At 37.5% G+C, this 17738-nt stretch carries 19 protein-coding genes; all 19 read right to left on the bottom strand.

From position 1 onward, the window contains the following. Positions 1-17 precede the first annotated feature (17 nt). Positions 18-2111, bottom strand: coding sequence for a chemotaxis protein CheA (locus NYE67_RS05090; RefSeq protein ID WP_340729365.1), 2094 nt, complete (start codon positions 2109-2111; stop codon positions 18-20). Positions 2112-2129: 18 nt separating this feature from the next. Further along, positions 2130-3269: a protein-glutamate methylesterase/protein-glutamine glutaminase gene (locus tag NYE67_RS05085; protein ID WP_340729364.1), complete on the bottom strand. Its 1140-nt coding sequence runs from the start codon at positions 3267-3269 to the stop codon at positions 2130-2132. Further along, positions 3270-4148 (bottom strand): MinD/ParA family protein, encoded by an 879-nt coding sequence (locus NYE67_RS05080; RefSeq protein ID WP_340729363.1) that lies wholly within the window; start codon positions 4146-4148, stop codon positions 3270-3272. It abuts the gene before it with no gap. Next, positions 4132-5325 (bottom strand): flagellar biosynthesis protein FlhF, encoded by a 1194-nt coding sequence (gene flhF / locus NYE67_RS05075; protein ID WP_340729362.1) that lies wholly within the window; start codon positions 5323-5325, stop codon positions 4132-4134. The genes NYE67_RS05080 and flhF overlap by 17 nt, the downstream gene beginning before the upstream one ends. Next, positions 5322-7355 (bottom strand): flagellar biosynthesis protein FlhA, encoded by a 2034-nt coding sequence (gene flhA / locus NYE67_RS05070; RefSeq protein WP_340727234.1) that lies wholly within the window; start codon positions 7353-7355, stop codon positions 5322-5324. Before flhA ends, flhF begins: the two co-directional genes overlap by 4 nt. Before the next feature lie 23 nt (positions 7356-7378). Then, a complete protein-coding gene (gene flhB, locus NYE67_RS05065) occupies positions 7379-8473 on the bottom strand; it encodes a flagellar biosynthesis protein FlhB (protein WP_340727233.1) in 1095 nt (364 codons plus the stop codon). 1 nt (position 8474) lies between these two features. Continuing rightward, positions 8475-9251 carry a flagellar biosynthetic protein FliR gene (gene fliR, locus NYE67_RS05060; RefSeq protein WP_340727232.1) on the bottom strand — a complete coding sequence of 259 codons (777 nt, stop codon included), beginning with the start codon at positions 9249-9251 and terminating at the stop codon, positions 8475-8477. Positions 9252-9255: 4 nt separating this feature from the next. Then, complete coding sequence (gene fliQ, locus NYE67_RS05055) at positions 9256-9525, bottom strand: flagellar biosynthesis protein FliQ (protein WP_340727231.1); 270 nt, start codon at positions 9523-9525, stop codon at positions 9256-9258. Between the two features lie 13 nt (positions 9526-9538). Next, positions 9539-10204 carry a flagellar type III secretion system pore protein FliP gene (gene fliP / locus NYE67_RS05050; protein WP_008403271.1) on the bottom strand — a complete coding sequence of 222 codons (666 nt, stop codon included), beginning with the start codon at positions 10202-10204 and terminating at the stop codon, positions 9539-9541. Continuing rightward, entirely contained in the window at positions 10201-10881 is a 681-nt protein-coding gene (locus NYE67_RS05045) for a flagellar biosynthetic protein FliO (RefSeq protein ID WP_340727230.1), read from the bottom strand. The genes fliP and NYE67_RS05045 overlap by 4 nt, the downstream gene beginning before the upstream one ends. Before the next feature lie 4 nt (positions 10882-10885). Continuing rightward, on the bottom strand, positions 10886-11248 hold the full coding sequence (locus tag NYE67_RS05040; RefSeq protein WP_191698399.1) for a response regulator: 363 nt from the start codon (positions 11246-11248) through the stop codon (positions 10886-10888). A 24-nt stretch (positions 11249-11272) separates the two neighbouring features. Continuing rightward, the gene (gene fliY / locus NYE67_RS05035; protein ID WP_340729361.1) at positions 11273-12544 is read right to left on the bottom strand and encodes a flagellar motor switch phosphatase FliY; all 1272 of its coding nucleotides are present in this window, start codon (positions 12542-12544) and stop codon (positions 11273-11275) included. Beyond that, the gene (gene fliM, locus NYE67_RS05030; protein WP_340727228.1) at positions 12537-13532 is read right to left on the bottom strand and encodes a flagellar motor switch protein FliM; all 996 of its coding nucleotides are present in this window, start codon (positions 13530-13532) and stop codon (positions 12537-12539) included. The genes fliY and fliM overlap by 8 nt, the downstream gene beginning before the upstream one ends. A gap of 41 nt (positions 13533-13573) precedes the next feature. Beyond that, positions 13574-13999 (bottom strand): flagellar basal body-associated protein FliL, encoded by a 426-nt coding sequence (gene fliL, locus NYE67_RS05025; RefSeq protein ID WP_340727227.1) that lies wholly within the window; start codon positions 13997-13999, stop codon positions 13574-13576. Next, positions 13986-14210 carry a flagellar FlbD family protein gene (locus NYE67_RS05020; protein WP_340727226.1) on the bottom strand — a complete coding sequence of 75 codons (225 nt, stop codon included), beginning with the start codon at positions 14208-14210 and terminating at the stop codon, positions 13986-13988. The genes fliL and NYE67_RS05020 overlap by 14 nt, the downstream gene beginning before the upstream one ends. A gap of 72 nt (positions 14211-14282) precedes the next feature. Next, complete coding sequence (locus NYE67_RS05015) at positions 14283-15281, bottom strand: flagellar hook-basal body complex protein (RefSeq protein ID WP_340729360.1); 999 nt, start codon at positions 15279-15281, stop codon at positions 14283-14285. 97 nt (positions 15282-15378) lie between these two features. After that, on the bottom strand, positions 15379-15753 hold the full coding sequence (locus NYE67_RS05010) for a TIGR02530 family flagellar biosynthesis protein (protein ID WP_340729359.1): 375 nt from the start codon (positions 15751-15753) through the stop codon (positions 15379-15381). 12 nt (positions 15754-15765) lie between these two features. Then, complete coding sequence (gene flgD / locus NYE67_RS05005) at positions 15766-16455, bottom strand: flagellar hook assembly protein FlgD (RefSeq protein ID WP_340729358.1); 690 nt, start codon at positions 16453-16455, stop codon at positions 15766-15768. Positions 16456-16458: 3 nt separating this feature from the next. Then, positions 16459-17730 carry a flagellar hook-length control protein FliK gene (locus NYE67_RS05000; RefSeq protein WP_340729357.1) on the bottom strand — a complete coding sequence of 424 codons (1272 nt, stop codon included), beginning with the start codon at positions 17728-17730 and terminating at the stop codon, positions 16459-16461. Positions 17731-17738 lie beyond the last annotated feature (8 nt).

Below are 17738 nucleotides of genomic sequence, written 5' to 3'. Positions count from 1 at the left end.
CACACCTCTTATCCTTTTTACTTCATTAACGCATTACAATCCACAATTAATGCTACTTGACCATTTCCTAAAATCGTTGCACCAGATATCGCAAAAATATTAGTCAAATAATTCCCTAATGACTTCAAGACAATTTCCTGCTGTCCGATGAATGAATCCACAACTAATCCCGCTAACTTATCACCTTTACGGACAATGACCACAGAATGGAAACCATCATCATTTTTTTCGTCACGCGGCACACCGAAAATTTCTTCAAGGAAGACAAGTGGTACAACTTTTCCGCGGAAATCAATTACTTTTTGATTATGGGCATTTAAGATGTCTGAAGTACGGATAATGGATGTTTCAATAATTGAAGATAACGGAATTGCATAGATTTCCTTCTCAATTTCCACTAACATAACAGAAATAATCGATAGAGTTAACGGTAATTGAATAGAGAACACCGAACCTACATTCCGTGTTGATTCGATGGAAATATTCCCACCTAAAGATTCAATTGTCGTTTTAACAACATCCAGGCCTACACCTCTTCCGGAAACATCAGAAATGACATCGGCCGTAGAGAATCCTGACGCTAAAATCAGCTCATTAATTTGCTTGTCTGTCATCGTCAATGACTGTTCATGTGTTACGATTCCTTTGGAAAGCGCTTTTGCTAGCACTTTATCACGATTAATTCCAGCTCCATCATCTTCTATTTCAATAAAGACATAATTGCCGCTATGGTAGGCGCGCAGTTCAACTGTTCCTTCTTCCGGCTTACCTTTTGAACGTCGTACTTCCGGACTTTCAATGCCGTGGTCTACAGAGTTTCGTATTAAGTGTACAAGTGGATCTCCTATTTCATCGATTACTGTACGGTCAAGCTCTGTTTCGGCCCCAACTATATTAAGTTCGATTTTCTTATTTAAATCACGGGATAACTGACGCACCATTTTAGGGAAACGGTTAAATACTGTTTCCACCGGAACCATCCGCATAGTTAGGACGATATTCTGTAAATCCCCCATTGTACGGCTCATACGTTCTACCGTTTCATTTAATTCTCCATGATTGACTTCAGAAGCAATTGATAATAAACGACCACGATCAATTGCAAGTTCTTCAAATAAATTCATTAAAATATCTAAACGTTCAATATTTACACGAATTGTTTTGCTCGTTGCATGGGCAGAAGATTTACTGTTTGTATTTGATACCGTTTTTTGTTTTTCGGCAGGAACCGAAGCATCATTGGCTGACGGCGCAACTTCTTCCGAAACAGGCATTGGTATGTCGATTGCAGTTGTTTTTGTAACAAATACTTCCTGATGAATTTCATTGACAACAACACTTTCAACTTCGGAAACTTTCATCAACATTTTATGTAAATCTTCAGATGATTCCCTTGAAATAAACGCAACATGGAATTCACTATCGAACTGTTCTTCCTCGAGTTTATCTACTGTTGGCGATGATTTAATTACATCACCGTTCTTCTCCAAAATTTCAAACACCATAAAGACACGGGCTGCTTTTAATAAGCAATCTTCCCGTAAAGCTATCGTAATTTCGTATGCATTAAAATCTTGTTCAGACGATTGTAGAATAACGGTCTTTTCAAAATCATCGTAGGATAGTTTTAAATCCGCCGCTGTAATAGGAGCCTTCTCATTAAGGATGGCTGTGCTTGTTGCTACTGCCTCCTGTTGTGATATATTCTCTTCTGCTACAGCTACTGAAGATTCTCCGGCTTCAATACGCTTTAATTTTTCAACTGTTGCCTGGACGTTGCGTTTGCCGTCTCCACCATCAGCAATATGAAACACCATTTCTTCTAGATGATCAACAGATTCAAATACTACATCTAAAATTTCAGCAGTAACTTTAATTTTCCCGTTACGGATGGCATCTAGTATATTTTCCATTTTATGCGTTAAATCTGCTAAATCCTCATAACCCATTGTTGCTGCCATTCCTTTTAATGTATGGGCAGACCGGAAAATTTCTCCGACAATTGTTAAATCGTCCGGATTTTTTTCCAATTCCAATAAGTGTTCGCTGCATGCTTGCAAATGTTCTTTGCTTTCTTCAATAAACATTTCTAAATATTGATTTAATTCCATTTATAAGACACCCCTTTTTTAAGGCAAATATTTCATAATTGTCTGTGCAATATTATCAACATCCGCCACTTCATCTACAAGCTGCGTTTCCACGGCAGCTTTTGGCATTCCATAAACGATACACGTTTCGGCTGACTCTGCAATAGCAATTACATTTCCTGTATTTTTAAGTGAAACTAATCCTTTTGAACCGTCATAGCCCATTCCAGTCATGATAACAGCGATTTTATCAAAATCGGAATATTGACTTACATTTTCAAACATGACATCTACAGACGGACGATGGCCTGATCGAGGAGACTCATCTTGATCCAGTACGACTGCGAAACTTGATCCGACTTTTCTTAATTTAAGATGATATCCACCTGGTGCAAGATAAGCAGTTCCTTTTTTTAATATATCTCCATGCTCTGCTTCTTTCACATGAATTTCACTTAATTGATTAAGTCTTGTAGCCAATGATTTTGTAAATCCTGCAGGCATATGCTGCACAATCAAAATCGGAGCATCTACAGTTCCAGGGATTTTTGTAATCACTTCCTGTAAAGCTCTTGGACCTCCTGTAGAAGTACCTATTAAAATAATTTTTCTGGACGTCTTTCCCCATGCTCTTTTGGGAATTGCAGGTTTTAATGTTTCCAACGGTTTTGACTTTACGTTGTCAATAAATCCTTCATTTGCATATGTCACACGTATTGGTTGATTATTTGGTAAAGATGTACGTAACGGCTTTTTCAACTTCAAAATGGAAATTTTCGAAGCTTCTTCTACTTTCCGAACTAACTCATCTTGAATTTTATGTAAATCTAACGAAATTGTCCCACTAGGTTTCGCTACAAAGTCAACGGCACCATATTCCATTGCCATTAAGGTATTATCCGCGCCGCGTTGTGTTGTACTTGAGAGCATGATAACAGGCACTGGATAATTTTGCATAATTTCTCTTAAAGCATCCAATCCATTCATTTCCGGCATTTCCACATCCATCGTTACGACATCCGGCTTTAGCTGTTCAATTTTTTTAATTGCATCTTTGCCGTTGCGTGCAGCTCCTATTACTTCAATGTACGGATGGTCCAAAAAAAAATCACTTATTAACTTCCGCATAAAGGCGGAGTCGTCAACAACCAATAATTTACTTTTCTTTAAGATGCTCATTTAACCACGACCTCTCGAAAAGATGCTTTTTAATTTGGATAAAAACTTACTTGACTGACTTGAAGCGTGCACTTCTTTCATTTCGGTTTCTACTGTTAAAAATTGCTGAACGAGCTTGCCCATAGTTTGTGACACAGGAGCATCCGGATAGATCGTCGTGAACAAGGATTGTTGACGAACGGCTTGGCGGACAACTGGATCTTCCGGAAGCGAACCAAGAATATGAACATCCTTTTCCAAAAATTTCATCATGACCGTTTTTAAGCGCTGAGTCGTTTCTAAGCCTTCCTCTACTGTAAATGCACGATTACATAATAAATAAAATTTCTTCTGATGATCTTTCAGGTGAATAAACTTCATCATTGAATAGGCATCCATAATTGAAGTTGGTTCAGCTGTTGAAATGACGATGATTTCTTCAATTGATGTTAATAAATCGAGCGACCAATCAACGACACCTGCACCCATATCAAAGAATACAAAATCATATTCCTTCTGCAGTACTTCAAAGGCTGTTATTAGACGATCAAAAATAGCCGGCGACCAATCCATTAATGAGGACATGCCAGATCCTCCAGATATATAACTGACGCCTTCTTCTGTTTTAAACATGACATCTTCCAGTGCCATTTGGCCATCCAAGTAATCTTTTAAACTATATTTTACAGAGTTGCCCACGAGAATATGGACATTTCCCATCCCGATATCCATATCAAGGATGATTACCTTTTTCCCTGTTTTAGCCAACAGCGTTGCGAAGTTGGTTGTAAAATTACTCTTTCCTACTCCACCTTTACCGCTTACAACTGCAATTGATCTTCCTATCGTCTCTTCGCTTTCAAGCATTTTTTGACGTAGTTTATCAGCTTGATCCTTCATCTAAATTCTCCTTGAAAAAAAGCTCTAGTAGCTTATCACTACTTGGCTGTTCTATATCTTCTGGTACTTCTTGACCATTCGTATAGTAAGCGAGTCCTTTATTATATTTAATCATTAAATTAAACATAGTGCCAATAGAATTTGTTTCATCAAGCTTTGTAAAGATATATTTTTCTATATTTATGTCCTTAAATTGTTCAATAATTGATTCAAGGTCTTTTTGCTTTGCCGTTAAAGATAATACTAGGTAAGACTCCAGTTGATCATCAAATTGTATTAAAGATTTTAAATCATCTACGTATTTAGCCTCTTTATAGTTTCTTCCGGCAGTATCGATAAAGATCAAGTCTAAATGAGCTAATTTTTTTATCGCCTCTGCATAATCTGCAGCATTATAAACGACCTCTACAGGTGCCTGTAATAGTGCAGCATAGGTTTTCAATTGCTCTATCGCCGCAATTCGGTATGTATCGGTCGTAATAAATCCAATCTTCTTTTTCTTTTCCAAAACTGAGCGTGCTGCTATTTTAGCAATCGTTGTTGTTTTTCCGACACCAGTTGGACCTAAAACATTAATATATTTTTTATCATATGACATCCCACTAATGGGAAGGTCATATAATTCTTTTCTTAAATAGTCTTTCGCTATTTCCTGCATTTCGTTCCAGGTAAGTTGATTATTTTGACTGTAATGTTCAAAAAGCTCATCACTAATTGCTGTGATAAGCTCCTCTCCAAGTTCCTGCTGTTTTAAAAAATCGACAAAAGGTAAGAGCTCATTCGGATATTGAGATTGTGTCGACATACGTTGCATTGACTGCATCATAGACTTTAATTCCGCAATTTCCTTCACTAAATTTCCTGAAACTGCAGAACTATCCTCCTGTAATGCCTTTTTAGGTTTTTCCATAGGTGAAGATGACTGGTTCATAGGCATTGTTTTATCATCCCTGAAAGAAGGACCAGTTGGAATGTCTTGTGAAGAGAAGTAAGCTGGTATTTTCTCCACCTGGTCATAGCCAGCTACTACTTCATAGCTTTTATTTTTTACCAATCCAAAAAACTTTTTCGTTACGACTACTTTTGAATTTAAAATAACTGCATCCTCGCCTAAATCTGACCGGATTTGTTTCATCGCTTCGGCAATAGAAGGTGCATTATACTTTTTCATCTTCATTCAACATTCACCACCCCAACACTTTGAATTTCTACTGCTGCATCTAACTCATTATAGGATAGAATTGGAACTTGCGGGAAATACCGCTCTGTCAACTGTCTTAAATACATACGCACACCTGGTGAGCAAAGCATGATAGGTGATTGCTCCATATAAGATACACGCTCCACTTCCTTTGCGACTGCTTCCAGAACAAATTGTGATTCTTGTGGATCCATTGCCAAATAGTTTCCATGGTCTGTTTGCTGAATGCTATCTGCCAATAACTTTTCCACTTTTGCAGAAACAGTAATGACTTTCAAGGCTTGTTGACCACCAACAAACTGAGCCGTTATTTGTCTTGCCAATGCTTGTCTTACATACTCGGTTAATATATCCGTATCACTCGTAAGTTTTGCATAATCTGCAAGTGTTTCAAATATGATTGGTAAATTGCGAACGGAAACATTTTCACGTAGTAATTTCGCCAAAACTTTTTGCACTTCACCAATTGAAAGTGGCGCTGGGATTAACTCGTCTACTAATATCGCATGTGTTTCACGTAAGTGGTCTATTAATTGCTTCGCTTCCTGACGTCCCAGTAAATCATGGGCATTTGCACGAATAATTTCCGTTAAATGTGTTGATACAACACTCGGTGGATCAACTACTGTATACCCAAACATTTCTGCATCTTCTTTTACTGCTTCTGTAATCCATTTTGCAGGAAGGCCGAATGAAGGCTCGATTGTATCTATTCCATCAATTGAGTCGTCATCCCCGGGACTCATTGCTAAATAATGATCCAGCAATAGTTCACCTCTTGCCATTTCATTTCCCTTAATCTTAATTCTGTATTCATTCGGTTGTAGTTGTATATTATCACGGATACGAACAATTGGAATAACAATCCCAAGTTCTAATGCAAGCTGACGGCGAATCATGACAACTCTGTCCAGTAAATCTCCACCTTGCGCAGCATCCACCAATGGAATTAACCCATATCCAAATTCGAATTCGATTGGGTCTACATTTAATAAGTTAATAACATTTTCGGGACTTTTCATCGTATCTGAAGCTACTTCTTCTTCAATTTCCATCATTTCTTCTGGAGTTTCATCCTTTTTACGATCCATCAGAAACGCTCCAATTGCCAAAGCTGCAGCGATCGGCATTGTTATCCAATCAGGAATTGGCGTAAACAATCCGAGCAATAAAATCGTACCTGCAGCAACATAGAGCAGTTTCGATTGCGCAAATAATTGATCGGTAATATCTGCACCAAGATTTCCTTTAGAGGCAGCACGTGTTACTACAATCCCTGTAGCGGTCGAAATTAATAATGCAGGAATTTGTGATACAAGTCCGTCACCGACTGTCAGCAATGAATATTTTGCTGCAGCTTCGCCAAAGCTTAGCTCCATTTGCATCATACCAATAATCATACCAAACAGTAAGTTAATACCTACCATGATAATAGAAGCAATTGCGTCACCTTTTACGAATTTTGTAGCACCATCCATCGCACCATAAAAGTCCGCTTCTCCGGCTACCTTTTCGCGTCGTTCACGCGCTTCCTTTTCAGAAATCATCCCTGCATTTAAATCAGCATCAATACTCATTTGCTTACCCGGCATCGCATCTAACGTGAAACGCGCAGCTACTTCAGCAACACGCTCGGCACCTTTTGTAATAACGATGAATTGAATAATAACAAGTAATAGGAAAATTACTAAGCCGACTAAAATATTCCCGCCCGTAACGAAATTACCAAATGTCTCTACAACCTGTCCTGCATCACCTTCTGCTAAAATTGCACGTGTTGTAGAAACCGATAATGCTAGACGGAATAGGGTTAATAAAAGGATAACTGTCGGGAAAATCGAGAAATCAAGGGCTTCTTTCATATTCATGGCTGTTAATAATACAAGAATCGCCAATGTAATATTGACGATAATTAAAAAGCTTAATAACCAATGTGGAAGAGGGATAATGAGCATCGCTACAACCATAATGACTGCAGCTAAAACCCCTAAATCGCGTATTTGCATTGATGTCCCTCCTGAAATCTATGTTAAATTTTGCGTTTAATACGATATACATATGCAAGAACTTCAGCGACCGCTTTGAAAAATTCTTCAGGCACTGCTTGGCCGATCTCCACTTGATCATACATAGCACGGGCAAGTGGCCTGTTTTCGACCATGATAACATCATGTTCTTTTGCAATAAGCTTTATTTTTTGGGCAACAAAGTCAGTCCCTTTTGCTACCACTCTTGGAGCCTCCATTTCGTCCTCATTATATTTTAACGCAATGGCATAATGGGTCGGGTTTGTAATAACCACGTCTGCAGCAGGGATTTCCTGCATCATTCTTCGCATCGCCATTTCCCGTTGACGCTGTTTAATTTTGGACTTGATTAAAGGATCACCTTCTGCATTTTTATGTTCATCTTTAATATCCTGTTTTGACATTTTCAATTGTTTTTCATATTCAAATCGTTCATAAATATAATCAATCAATGCGATGAATATGAGCATTATGGAAGCCGCTATCCCCATAATGGCAGATAAATAGGCAACAGTCGCCAATATTTCTGCGGGACTATGTAAAGCAAGTGATAATACATCTTCCAAGTAAATGATGATTACCACTGATGTAACAGTTCCGATCAACGTCACTTTCAATAAAGATTTAATTAAATTGACGATTGCCCGGACAGATATAATTTTTTTTATCCCTTTAATAGGGTCCATTTTCTTTAAATCAATTTTTAATGTTTCTGTTGTAAATAATAAGCCAAATTGAAAAAAGTTAGCTCCAATACCTGCAATCATGGCGACAACCATAATAGGTAAAACTATAATCGCCATCTCTTTTATGGACTCGACATACATATACATAACTGTTTCAGCATTTAGCGTTTCGATTAACATATTGCGCTCAAGCCCTTGCAATAAAAATCCTTTTACCCCGTTATACATAAATGGTGCAAAAAAGAGTAAAAAGGAAAATGACAGTAATAATAAAAAAGCTGCAGTTACATCCTGACTTTTTAATACTTGTCCCTTTTTACGTGCATCCTGTCGCTTTTTGGGTGTTGCCTTTTCAGTTTTTTCTCCTGCAAAAAACTGTAGATCTACTTTTATTAAGAGTTTTAACTCCATCTTAGCCACCACCTAAAATAACCATTAAATCACGCAATGAAACAATCATAAATTCAATCAGTTCCTTCATAACTCCAACTAATACACCCATCGTCACCATCAATACAAGAAAGCCTACCGCTATTTTAATGGGGAAGCCGATGACAAAAATATTCATTTGTGGTACGGTTTTCCCTGTTATTCCCAACGCTAATGTTACTAAAAACAGTGTTGCAACTATTGGAGCTGACATTTGAAATGCAATGGCAAAAACAGAAACAAACATTTTCATAATAAACAATACGGTTCCTTCTTCTCCAAAGTTCGGGAAGAATTGGTCCATAGGCAAAAACTGATAACTATAAAATATACCATCCAAAATTAGATGGTGACCATTAATCGCCAACAATACCAACAACGTTAAAAAGTTTAAAAATTGCCCCATTAACGGAGATTGTGCGCCTGTTTGGGGGTCAATTATATTTGCCATCGCAAAGCCCATCTGGAAATCGATGAACCCCCCTGCTATCTGAACAGCAGATATAATAATCATCGCAGCTAAACCTAACATCAGCCCGATAATCGCCTCTTTTAAAACAAATAATAAATATACACCATTAATCTCAAATGGTTCCATATTAAATGTGTAATACATCATCCATGCTAAAACAACCGCCAATGTAATGCGCACTTGTGGGGGGATTGTACGATAAGAAAATAAAGGTACAGTGACAAAAAACGCAGAAACACGAACTAAAATTAATAATAATATTGATAGATTCGGTATTATTTCCGTCATTTCCTCACCCAATATACCGGACTAAATTATTTAAAATATCATGAAAATAATCTGTCATTCTCGAAATCATAAAAGGGCCAAAAAATATAATCGCAAGCAATACAGCTACGATTTTAGGTACGAATGCCAAAGTCTGCTCTTGAATAGAAGTTGTCGCCTGAAAAATACTCACGACTAGACCGCTGGCTAACGCGATTAAAAGCAATGGACCCGAAACTATCAATATTGTAAAAACTGCATTTTCTGCAATTGCAATGACCATTTCCTGTGTCACTATGTATCATCCCCTAAAAACTTTGAAGTAAAGATTTCATCACTAAATACCAACCATCGACGAGTACAAACAACAATATTTTAAATGGTAGTGAAATCATTACTGGAGGTAGCATCATCATCCCCATCGACATAAGTGTACTTGCGACAACCATATCAATAACTAAAAATGGAATGAAAATCATAAAACCCATTTGGAAAGCTGTTTTAATTTCACTTAAAGCAAATGCAGGTACTAACAGCGTCATCGGAATTTCTTCTATTGAATCCGGATACTCCGCTTGGTTATATTCTATAAATAACTCTAGATCTTTTTGCCTTGTATGCTGTGCCATAAATTGTTTAAATGGTATCGTTGCCCGGTCATACGCTTCTTCTAAATTGATTTCTTCATCAAAAAGTGGCTGCAATGCCTGCTCATTTACTTGCTGGAATGTCGGCGCCATGATAAAAAATGTTAAAAATAATGCCAAGCCGATAATGACTTGGTTCGGAGGCATTTGGTTTGTAGCAAGGGCCGTCCTTGTAAATGACAGTACGATGACAATACGAGCGAACGATGTCATCAAAATTAAAAGACTTGGTGCTAATGAGAGGACCGTCAACAGGAATAATAGCGTAACCGATGTGGATACATTTCCCGGATCGCTTTCAGAAAAGACGGAAAGAAGATCGTTCATCGTTCATCACGCTCCCGCTCTTTCCAACGCTCTAACTCATTACTACGCTGTTTCTTTATTTCCCCTATTTTTTCATTGAACATATCATTAAATTTAGGGCTATTCGATACATCTTCTGGTCGGTTCTTTTTGGTAAATTTCCTGAACAGCTCTGCAATATACGGTGAAGTATTCATCATAGTTTGGTTGCTTTCAGTTTGACTTAGCAATTGTTCAATTTCCTCTTCGGAATCGATTTCCTTGAGAAGCTGAATATTATCCCCTACACCAACTACATATACATTTTTACCGATTAACAGTAATTGTACGGACTTTTGCTGCCCTACAGACAAGCCGCCGATATTTTTAACTACGGCATTTTGTTGATAGTTTAAGTTACGTTTGTTTAAATATTTCAAAATAAACAATAATAGCCCTAGTACAAAAACAAGTGCTATTAAAACTTTTATGTAATCCAAGAAACCGATGCCAGATGCCGATTCAGTAGATTCTGCGTCGGCATCTGTAACATTATCTTCTGAAATATTTTCTTCCGAACATACTTCAGGATTTTCATTACAGTTCTCATATACGTTACTTACCATCGCAAAAGTTCCATTTGAGATTGGTGCAAACAATGCCGTCATCAATACTATTCCAACAGCAAGCCAAAATCGAAATGATTTATTTGCTTTCATATCATTAACCTAATGCTTTTTGAATGGCTTCGATTACACGGTCAGCTTGGAATGGCTTAACTATAAAATCTTTTGCACCGGCTTGAATTGCGTCAATTACCATAGCTTGTTGACCCATTGCTGAGCACATAATGACAACAGCATTTGGATCTGTACCTTTAATTGCTTTTAATGCCGCGATGCCATCCATTTCAGGCATTGTAATATCCATTGTTACTAAATCTGGACGTAGCTCATTGTACTTTTCAACTGCTTGTATACCATCAGCTGCTTCCCCAATTACTTCATAGCCATTTTTTGTTAAAATATCCTTAATCATCATGCGCATGAAAGCTGCATCGTCAACAATTAAAATTCTTTTAGACATACTCTGATTCCTCCAATTAGAAAACTATCTTAGATTGTTCAAGCGATCCGCTTGACTTAAAATATCTGTGATTCGAACACCGAAGTTCTCATCAATTACTACTACTTCACCTTTTGCGATTAACCGGCTGTTAACTAAAATATCAACAGGTTCACCTGCAAGCTTATCAAGTTCAATTACAGAACCACTGGAAAGCTCCAATATTTCTTTTACTGAACGCTTTGTACGTCCGAGCTCCACTGTTACTTGCAATGGAATGTCAAGTAGCATATTTAAATTGCGTGCTTCTGTCTGTGTTATATTTGCAGATTCGAAGCTGGCAAATTGAGCTTGCTGAACATTTGCAGGTGGTGCAGAATAAACTGGTTGTTGATACATTGGCTGTTGAACCGGTTGCTCGTACATTGGTTGCTGATTTGGCTGTTGTGCCGGTTGTTCATACATTGGTTGCTGATACATTGGCTGTTGGACCGGTTGCTCATGCATCGGCTGTTGAACTTGCTGTTGCTGTACATTTTGTTCCTGTTGCATCGTTTGTTGAGGTGCTGTTTGTGATACCGGCGCAGGCGGAACGGCTGTAGTTGCAACAATAGGCTCTTCAGTTTCTCCCAATAATGACTTTACTATTTTTTTACTAAACTTTAAAGGCAGTAATTGCATTAAATTTGAATCTATTAATTCCCCAATGCGCAATCTAAATGAAATTTTCACTAATAAATCGTCCGGCGGTATATTATCTGTACCTTCATTTTGGGAAAGATTCATTAAATCAATAGACGGTGGTGAGATATCCACCTTTTGATTAAATACAGTTGACATCGATGTAGCAGCAGAACCCATCATTTGATTCATCGCTTCCTGTACTGCACTTAATTGTATTTCATTTAACTGAGGTTTCGGGTTTAAACCATCCCCACCAAGCATTAAGTCCGCTATAATTGCAGCATCTGATTGTTTTATAACAAGTAAATTCATGCCTGATAGACCAACAGTATATTCTACCTGCACAGCAACATACGGATTTGGGAATTCTTCTTCTAAACGATTACGATTGATCATTGTGATACTTGGCGTTGTAATATCGACTTTTTGTCCTAATAATGCAGATAAAGCAGTAGCAGAACTTCCGAACGATATATTTCCTACTTCACCTAATGCATCAATTTCTATTGGAGTTAAGTAATCCTCAACTTTTACTTCTTCTTTTTGAGGTTCAAAATTGGCAGAGACATCATCCAGTGTCTCGCCTCTTAATAGGGCCTCAATTTCTTCTTGGGAGAGCATTTCATCACTCATCTTCGTCTCCTCCTTTCAAAGGTTCGATAATTTGAACAGCCATTTTTTTATTTAATTTTCCTGGCTGTACGGTGAATTTAGGTAAATCCCCTACTTTTAACGTCAACGGATGATCAATTTTTTGATTTAGCGGAATGACATCGCCTATCGTCATCCCCAAGAAATCTTCAATTGTAATATCTGTCGTACCTAATTCGGCAATAATAGGCAATTTTGCTTGTTTCACTCGTGTTTCAAGCATCTTTGTTTGTTCAGGAGAAATCTCCTTCGTATTAGTCTGCATCCAGTAACGTACAGATAAATTCGGTACAATTGGCTCCAATACGACATGTGGTATACAAATATTAATCATCCCTGTTGTTTCACCAATAATAGTATTCAATGAAATGACAACAACTGTTTCATTTGGTGAAATCATTTGTAAAAACTGTGGGTTAACTTCTAATTCTACAAGCATCGGGTCTATTTCAGCAATATTTTCCCATGCCTCCCGTAAATTATCAAATGAACGTTCGAATAGATTCGTCATAATTTTCGTTTCTATTTCGGTTAAATTGTCAACATTGCTATGACTTGCACCCGTTCCGCCCATTAATCGATCCAACATTGAATAGGCAATATTCGGGTTAATCTCCATTAGAATATTGCCATCCAATGGGGGAACCTCAAATACATTAATTAATGTCATATTCGGTATAGAACGAACAAATTCTTCAAATGGAATTTGGTCAACAGATGCAACTGTTATTTGTACATAGCTTCTTAACTGAGCGGAAAAGAAGGTTGTTAACAGTCGCGCAAAATTTTCATGTATACGGGTCAAACTTCGGATTTGGTCTTTAGAGAAGCGTAATGCACGTTTAAAGTCATACACTTTAACTTTCCGTGTTTCGTCTTCTTTTTTCATGTCCGCTGCCGACATTTCTCCTGTTGAAATCGCTGACAAAAGCGCATCAATTTCGGATTGGGACATTATATCTCCTGCCATTTGCCCACCTCCATTTCAAGATATAAAATTATAATATTCACTTATTGAAGAACATATGAAGTAATGTATACTTGTGTAATCTCCCCAACTTGCATTAACTCGTTTACTTGCGATTTTATCGCATTCTGGAAAGCTATTTTACCTTGTTTACCCTCCAAAGCCTCTTCTTCCATTTCTGAAAGTTCCTGAATAACGATGTTTTTAACTTGGAAATCACGTTTCAATAATTCTTCCCCGGCTTTTTTATCTGAAGCCTGAATTTTTAAAGTTATTCGAACAAAACTTCCATCAGCTAAATTTGTCGTAATTTCCGGTATATCGACTGACGACTCAACAATTTCATCGATTGACGGACCACTTGATTTTTCTTTATCAAGCTGAGTTATTAATACCACTACAATAATACCTAATAGTGTAATAGTCACTAAAATAATGAGCATTATCGTTATTAATTTATTGTTCTTCATCTTTTTCACCTCTTAGATGCGGGTTTGATAAAACTTGTATAGTTTGATAAAAAGCTTTTACCTTTTGTCGCACCTGTTCTTCAGTTTCTAAAACAATGAATCTACGCCCAGTCGTCAGCGTAATTTGCGTATCTGGGAAAGCTTCGACTGTTTCTATGTATAGAGCGTTTAAAGTAAATGCTTTACCGTTCAGACGAGTGACTTCGATCATTGAAATAGGGCCGGTCCTAGTGAAGAGCCGGCCCGACCCTCCTTTACAATGAATATATGATATATTTTTAGACTATCGTTTTAAGTTAACTAACTCTTGTAAAATCTCATCTGAAGTTGTAATAATACGAGAGTTCGCCTGGAAACCACGCTGCGCAACGATCATTTCAGTAAATTCTTCTGAAAGGTCAACGTTGGACATTTCCATGAAGCCAGAGTTCACTTTTCCTAAACCTTCTGCTGAAGGAATACTTACTAGGGGGTTCCCAGAGTTGGCTGTAACTTGGAAATAGTTAGATCCAGTCTTCTCTAACCCTGAAGCATTAGCGAACTTAGCTGTAACAATTTGACCTGCCCAACGTAAAACTCCCTCTGAATCCACAAATGATACTGTACCATCTTCAGAAATACTCATACTTTGTGCTGATGTAGGAATATGGATGGGAAGCGCCTCTCCTCCACTTGCACCTCCAACTGTAAGGTTAACAGTACCTGTAGTTTCATCAATTTCCATAATATCTCCCCCCTCACCGGTAGGGTCCACAATATTATACGAAGTTCCTGCTACTAAATCTTCGTATGATGGATAATCATCATTTGTTGCTTCTGCATTTCCATTAGCTGCTGAAGCACCTACTACATAGTAACCGTCTCCATTTACCAAATATCCATTTTTATCCATATAAAAATTCCCTGCTCGAGTATACTTTAAGTTACTAAATGCTTCTTTTCCGGTATCATTTGTCCCTACTGCTTCTGCTACCATAAAAAATCCATCTCCAGCAATACCCAAGTCTAAAATACGTCCCGTAGTTTGCATCGATCCTGGATTATGAATTGTATCAATCGCAGCCAATTGCGAACCTAAACCTACTTGCTTCGCATTCACACCACCAACTGATATAGAGGGTCCCGATGCTCCTGCTTGTGTTTGTGAAATTAAATCCTTAAATACCGTACGCTCTTTCTTAAACCCGTAAGTATTTACGTTCGCGATATTATTACCAATAACATCTAATTTCGTTTGAAAGTTTTTTAAGCCTGAAATTCCTGAATACATTGAACGTATCATAAGATGTCGTTCTCCCTTCAATTTTCACTTTTATATTTTTGTTCAGTTGTATCAATCAGTCAACAACTGTAGGCTTCCTTACTTCTGAAGGTCCAGCCTATAATAGAATTGTTCCATCAATATTTGTAAATATTTGTTGTTTAGCTTCTTTACGGTCCAATGCCGTAATGACTGTTGCATTTTTTGCACTTACTATTAAAGCCGCCTGTTCCAAAAGAACTAATGGCTGTTTCACACCTTTATCTTTCGCCTCAGAAACCTTTTCAGTAATTTGCTGCCATTCTTTCGCTGAAATTGAAATATTGCGTTCTTTCAGACGTTCCGATGCATGCTTACTCATTTTAAGTTCTTCTACCGTTACTTGTTTCAAGTGATCAATAAATGACTGTTTTGAAACTTGTTCAGCTTTTTGTTTCACAGCTGGCTGTATAGGTGGATGATAAGGTATATGTTGTATATTTACTCGATTCATCAAATCCCCCTCTTACTCTGCCGCTGATTCGGGATTTTGTTTACTGACAGTAAATTGTTCTTTTGTTAAACGAGTTCCATCATTTAAAATATACTCGATATTTACGTTATTCGTTTTAATTGCTTCAATAATGGCTTCAATTATTTGGTCCCCACTCGTATATTGAACTTTTTGTCCAATCAGCTGACTCGCTTCTGCTAATGGGTTTCCAGCTGGGATTGCCGGTTGTGTCGAGTTATCACTGCCTAAAATAGATGAAATATTACCTGGTTTTATTTCTTTCCCATCTGTGAGGACAAATACTGCTTCTCCCTTAACGAATTTCAATTCTTTAATACTTCCTGTACCTTCGTTATAAATTGGCTTATTATCTGCATCTACTTTATCTGTAAGCTCATGCCATTTTACATCTTTTCCGACGAAGGTTGAGTAATTCATCATCTGTGTTTGCTCTTGAGATGCGAGTAAATTCTCCATCGCTTTTGTCATATTTTGCATTTGTTCCAATGACGAGAATTGAGCCATTTGGGATATAAATTCTTTATCATCCATCGGGCTTGTTGGGTCCTGGTTTTGAAGCTGAGTAATTAATATTTTTAAAAATGCATCTTTTCCTAGAGCTCCGTTATCTTGCTTATCTGTTACTTTGAAATTAGGATTATTTGCAGGTAAATAATAGTCATTTGAAATTGAATTTGCCATTTACTATTCCTCCTCACTTAATAAATCTTTAAACGAAATAGTTTCTTCTTCAGAGTTATCTTCTTTTTCCTCTAATTCTTCCTCTTTTTGTTTTCCGAAGAAGTTATTGAAGAAACTTTGATCACGTGTATTACGATCCGCATCCTGTAATGATTGCGCAACATCTATTCTATCCATTTGGATGTTTTGTGCGACAAATCCGGCCTTTAATTGATTAATGTTATTCTCCAATAACTCTTTACCGATTGGTGTCGTTGCCAATAATCGTGCGGTTAGTACACCATCTTTCTGTACTATTTCAATACGTATCTGACCCAAGTTTTCTGGGAAAAGTTTTAAAAATAGCTTCATATTCCCTTGCTGACCAGAAAGTTGACTGCGATTGATTAAATTTTGGATCTCTTTAATTAATGCTTCTGACTGTGCCGGTTTTTCTGCAGGCAATGTAATCGTCACTGTTTTCGTTTGAATAGCCTGGTGCTGTAACGGGACAGCAGACTGATTTTCCGAGTCAACTTTTACTGTTGTTTGTTGACTTTGCTGATTTTGTTGGGATGCTTGCTGTGTTATTTGTTGAACAACTTGTACGAAAGGTGTCCTCGTTGTACTTACCTCTGAATTATTTAATGTTCTCGCTTCATTTGCCAAAGCTAGTAGTGCTTCTTTAAGCTTGGCTAATTGATCTTCTTGCCTATACACCGTATCTAATTTACTCCCTGCCAACTCTGTTAACTTTAATAACTGAATGACTTGTTGAAGCTCTTCCGATTGAACAGCACTCGGTTCACCTTGTTGAATACTTTGCAATGCTTTTAATACTTCATTTAGAATTTGCGGAGCCTGCTCAATTATCGACCAAATATCCGTTATCTCCTGTTGTGACTCACCCATTAACCGTTGAAGCGTTTGTAAAAGCTGCTCTTCGGTCATACCTAAAAGATCAGTTAAGTTGTCTATAGTCAACAATTCATTAACCGCAACCGGCATGCGTTCTTCACCAATGAAAGCAAAAAGCCCTGATTCATCCATCTCAACGCCCAAATCCAAAAGTAAATTTTCCAACGAATCTTTCTCTAAAGTTGTTGTTACATCTTCAGTTAATGATTGTTTTGGTGTAGCAGTTTGTTTGGCTGATTGTTCTGACGTTGTCACAATTGACTTAAACACACTTCCAAAAGCTTCACCTTTAGGTTTTGATGACTTCACATCAACAGAAGATTGGGAAAGTTCCTTAGGTGCTTTTGTTTTTATATTTTGCAACAATGAGATATTCATTTGTTCCA

This window comes from Solibacillus sp. FSL W8-0474, from assembly GCF_038004065.1.
Lineage (GTDB): Bacteria > Bacillota > Bacilli > Bacillales_A > Planococcaceae > Solibacillus > Solibacillus faecavium.
This window is presented reverse-complemented; position numbering and strand designations above follow the sequence as displayed.

Excerpts from the sequence above, each read along its gene's own strand:
- NYE67_RS05090 (WP_340729365.1), bottom strand. The coding sequence starts at position 2,111 with ATGGAATTAAATCAATATTTAGAAATGTTTATTGAAGAAAGCAAAGAA.
- NYE67_RS05085 (WP_340729364.1), bottom strand. The coding sequence starts at position 3,269 with ATGAGCATCTTAAAGAAAAGTAAATTATTGGTTGTTGACGACTCCGCC.
- NYE67_RS05080 (WP_340729363.1), bottom strand. The coding sequence starts at position 4,148 with ATGAAGGATCAAGCTGATAAACTACGTCAAAAAATGCTTGAAAGCGAA.
- flhF (WP_340729362.1), bottom strand. The coding sequence starts at position 5,325 with ATGAAGATGAAAAAGTATAATGCACCTTCTATTGCCGAAGCGATGAAA.
- flhA (WP_340727234.1), bottom strand. The coding sequence starts at position 7,355 with ATGCAAATACGCGATTTAGGGGTTTTAGCTGCAGTCATTATGGTTGTA.
- flhB (WP_340727233.1), bottom strand. The coding sequence starts at position 8,473 with ATGGAGTTAAAACTCTTAATAAAAGTAGATCTACAGTTTTTTGCAGGA.
- fliR (WP_340727232.1), bottom strand. The coding sequence starts at position 9,251 with ATGACGGAAATAATACCGAATCTATCAATATTATTATTAATTTTAGTT.
- fliP (WP_008403271.1), bottom strand. The coding sequence starts at position 10,204 with ATGAACGATCTTCTTTCCGTCTTTTCTGAAAGCGATCCGGGAAATGTA.
- NYE67_RS05045 (WP_340727230.1), bottom strand. The coding sequence starts at position 10,881 with ATGAAAGCAAATAAATCATTTCGATTTTGGCTTGCTGTTGGAATAGTA.
- NYE67_RS05040 (WP_191698399.1), bottom strand. The coding sequence starts at position 11,248 with ATGTCTAAAAGAATTTTAATTGTTGACGATGCAGCTTTCATGCGCATG.
- fliY (WP_340729361.1), bottom strand. The coding sequence starts at position 12,544 with ATGAGTGATGAAATGCTCTCCCAAGAAGAAATTGAGGCCCTATTAAGA.
- fliM (WP_340727228.1), bottom strand. The coding sequence starts at position 13,532 with ATGGCAGGAGATATAATGTCCCAATCCGAAATTGATGCGCTTTTGTCA.
- fliL (WP_340727227.1), bottom strand. The coding sequence starts at position 13,999 with ATGAAGAACAATAAATTAATAACGATAATGCTCATTATTTTAGTGACT.
- NYE67_RS05020 (WP_340727226.1), bottom strand. The coding sequence starts at position 14,210 with ATGATCGAAGTCACTCGTCTGAACGGTAAAGCATTTACTTTAAACGCT.
- NYE67_RS05015 (WP_340729360.1), bottom strand. The coding sequence starts at position 15,281 with ATGATACGTTCAATGTATTCAGGAATTTCAGGCTTAAAAAACTTTCAA.
- NYE67_RS05010 (WP_340729359.1), bottom strand. The coding sequence starts at position 15,753 with ATGAATCGAGTAAATATACAACATATACCTTATCATCCACCTATACAG.
- flgD (WP_340729358.1), bottom strand. The coding sequence starts at position 16,455 with ATGGCAAATTCAATTTCAAATGACTATTATTTACCTGCAAATAATCCT.
- NYE67_RS05000 (WP_340729357.1), bottom strand. The coding sequence starts at position 17,730 with ATGAATATCTCATTGTTGCAAAATATAAAAACAAAAGCACCTAAGGAA.